The sequence below is a fragment of the Marinobacterium litorale DSM 23545 genome (assembly GCF_000428985.1).
Classification (GTDB): domain Bacteria; phylum Pseudomonadota; class Gammaproteobacteria; order Pseudomonadales; family Balneatricaceae; genus Marinobacterium_D; species Marinobacterium_D litorale.
In genome coordinates this window covers 1-2,595 of the sequence record NZ_AUAZ01000062.1, presented here as the reverse complement: position 1 = coordinate 2,595, position 2,595 = coordinate 1, and the positions used below count along the sequence as shown (strand labels likewise).

Genomic DNA, 2,595 nt, shown 5'->3' with positions numbered 1-2,595 from the left:
GGGTGGCAAGGTTACCACCTATCTGGGTGTCCGGAATCATTGAACCACTACAAGCATCACAGACTGAAAGATAATCAAGGGACAGGTTGTCTGAGGCGAAGCCGAGTTTCCTGTCCCGCTCTTTCAGTCGAGAAGCACAGGGGAATCGGCGTAGCCGGTCAAACTAGGGTGTTGTTGACAGCGGTTTGGGATTGTTAAGAGACTTGTCCGCACAAGTCCCTTGACTCGCCATCCGGCGAAACTCAGTCAGGCGGCAACCAGCGGTCGTGCCTGTTTGATTTTCTGTGCCAGCGCCTCGTTGTGCTGCGCCAGCCACATGTCATTCATGAACTGTAGATTTAACCAAAACTCCGGGGAGGTCCCCAGAACCCTGGCCAGCAAAAACGCGGTTTCCGCAGTGACGCCGCGACGGTTGCCACAGAGTTCATTGACGGTCTTGCGCCCTACGCCCATCGCTTTAGCCAATTCACCCTGACTGATCTTCAGTGGTTCAAGAAACTCCTCTTTGAGCATGGTGCCCACTCGGGTTGGTTGATGAGCCGGTAATTTTAGTCCTTCAACCATAACTAAACCTTTTATCTATATGTGTGAGCGTCTAGATAGAGTTCTAGCGCTTCGCCCTCACGCCATTTGAAGATCAGGCGATATTGTTTGTTAACTCGGATCGACCACCAGTCCTTTAGGTTTCCAGACAAATGCTCAAATCGATTACCGGGCGGCACTCTCAAATCCTGTTCGCCGTGCGCCGCGTGGATAATGTCGAGCTTACGCTTGAGAGCGCCATCAATCTCCTTGGGAATGTTCGATGAGGTTTTACCTTGGAAGTAATAGTCGTCCAGCCATCGGTCCCTAGTCGTTTTAATCATCCTTGATCGTACCCTGCTCCCTTTGAATGTATCCTGTATCGATACAGGACACAATGCAGTTTTGAATTCGGGGGCAGATTAACACTTTCCAAGGACCAACATCCGACCTTCCGATCAGAACAGCCGATCAAGGGAAACCGCCCATCGACCTAACCGCACCCCCTCCCCCTTCAGTGCAGCCGAGCATCACAGACTGAAAGAGAGCAAAGGGACAGGTTGTCTGAGGCGAAGCCGAGTTTCCTGTCCCGCTCTTTCAGTCGAGAAGCACAGGGAAACCCGCGAAGCGGGTCAAACTGAGGGGCGGCTTGGGATTGTTAAGGGACTTGTCCGCACAAGTCCCTTGACTCGCCATCAGGCGAAACCAAGCCTCTGAAAAGAAGCGTATTCCCAGTACTATAATGTAACCGCGGTAAACCGAGCCGTGCAGCTGATATACATCCGTGTCAAAATTGAGCAATACGTAAACAAGAGGTTTCTTCCATGAATCGCCAGAAAATTGAAGACGAGGCGCTTCACCTCCCGAAGGACGAGCGAGTCCAGTTAATCCAACGGCTAGTATTGAGCCTGGAGTTTCCTTCGGAAGACGAGCTGAAGTCCGACTGGTTGCTTGAGGCCCAACGCAGAAGCGAAGAGCTCGACAACGGGACGGTTCAGGCTGTGCCCAGTGAGGACGTCATGAGAAAGGCCAGAGCACTTATCGAATGAACTACTCTTTTCACCCGGCAGCGGAAGCCGAGTTCCTGGAGTCAGTTGGCTATTATGAGTCGAAAGTTCCGGGATTGGGTGGTGCCTTGATAGAGGAGTTTGAGGCCCTGGCCATTTTAGTCAGCAAGACACCGCAAGGCTGGCAAGTCGAGTTTCCACCAGATATTCGCAGGGCACCCCTTCATAGATTTCCCCTGTCCATCATTTACCGAGAACGGCCGGACAGCTTTCAGATTTTGGCTGTTGCCCATGATCGCCGACGCCCGCAGTACTGGCTGGGCCGGCTTTAACAAACACGTATTGCCTGACGACATCCACCCATCGATCTAGATCAGTCCCTCCCCCCTTCAGTACAGCCGAGCGCCGCAGATTGAGAAAGAGGCACAGGGAAGCCCGCGAAGCAGGTCAAACTGCCGGGGCTTTTTCAATCTTTTTTGGTATTCCGAAAAGTATCAGCGTTAGCGAGGTCACAGAGGTTAAACCGAAGCCCAACAGCAACGGGACAATCGTGCCATCAAAACTCATCCCTACCACACCACCGACCAACACCCCGATAAGCATCGTCGAGGCGCCTACAACACCAGAAGCTACCCCTGCCATGTGCCCGAACGGTTCCATGGCTAGCGCGTTGATATTGCCAAAAAGTAACCCCAGACAGAAGGTGCTCACAGTCATCATCATAATAAACCCAGCCAAGGACGCCTCTATTAAACCCGAAGCAACCAACGCGGCCTCAGTCAGCGAAAGCGTACCCAAAATCATCAGTACTCGCGTAACCAATGTACGGATTTCAAAACGATAAACCAGACGACTGTTTATGAAAGAGGAGAAGCCAACACCCAAGGCGATGATTGCAAAATAAACGGGGAACATTGCGCCCGCGTCATAGATCCCCTGCATTATCCCCTGTACCGAGGTCAGGAAGCCTATGTAGTGGTTCAATGATTCCGGACACCCAGATAGGTGGTAACCTTGCCACCCTAGAGGTGTTCAATGAAAAAACAACGTCGTTCCTTTACGCCCG

The 2,595-nt window shown here is 52.1% G+C and carries 5 protein-coding genes; 2 read left to right on the top strand and 3 right to left on the bottom strand.

The genetic code is table 11. From position 1 onward, the window contains the following. Nucleotides 1-246: 246 nt before the first annotated feature. The gene (locus tag G403_RS0120385; RefSeq protein WP_027855614.1) at nucleotides 247-564 is read right to left on the bottom strand and encodes a HigA family addiction module antitoxin; all 318 of its coding nucleotides are present in this window, start codon (nucleotides 562-564) and stop codon (nucleotides 247-249) included. A gap of 11 nt (nucleotides 565-575) precedes the next feature. Next, entirely contained in the window at nucleotides 576-866 is a 291-nt protein-coding gene (locus tag G403_RS0120380) for a type II toxin-antitoxin system RelE/ParE family toxin (protein ID WP_027855613.1), read from the bottom strand. Nucleotides 867-1,346: 480 nt separating this feature from the next. Between G403_RS0120380 and G403_RS0120375 the strand changes: the two genes are divergently transcribed. Both G403_RS0120375 and G403_RS0120370 read left to right on the top strand, forming a co-directional pair. Then, nucleotides 1,347-1,571 carry an addiction module protein gene (locus tag G403_RS0120375; protein ID WP_027855612.1) on the top strand — a complete coding sequence of 75 codons (225 nt, stop codon included), beginning with the start codon at nucleotides 1,347-1,349 and terminating at the stop codon, nucleotides 1,569-1,571. Continuing rightward, a complete protein-coding gene (locus tag G403_RS0120370; protein WP_027855611.1) occupies nucleotides 1,568-1,861 on the top strand; it encodes a hypothetical protein in 294 nt (97 codons plus the stop codon). The genes G403_RS0120375 and G403_RS0120370 overlap by 4 nt, the downstream gene beginning before the upstream one ends. A 115-nt stretch (nucleotides 1,862-1,976) precedes the next feature. Here the strand turns inward: G403_RS0120370 and G403_RS24130 are convergent, their stop codons facing one another. Further along, on the bottom strand, nucleotides 1,977-2,513 hold the full coding sequence (locus tag G403_RS24130; RefSeq protein WP_051299362.1) for an MFS transporter: 537 nt from the start codon (nucleotides 2,511-2,513) through the stop codon (nucleotides 1,977-1,979). Between the last annotated feature and the right edge of the window lie 82 nt (nucleotides 2,514-2,595).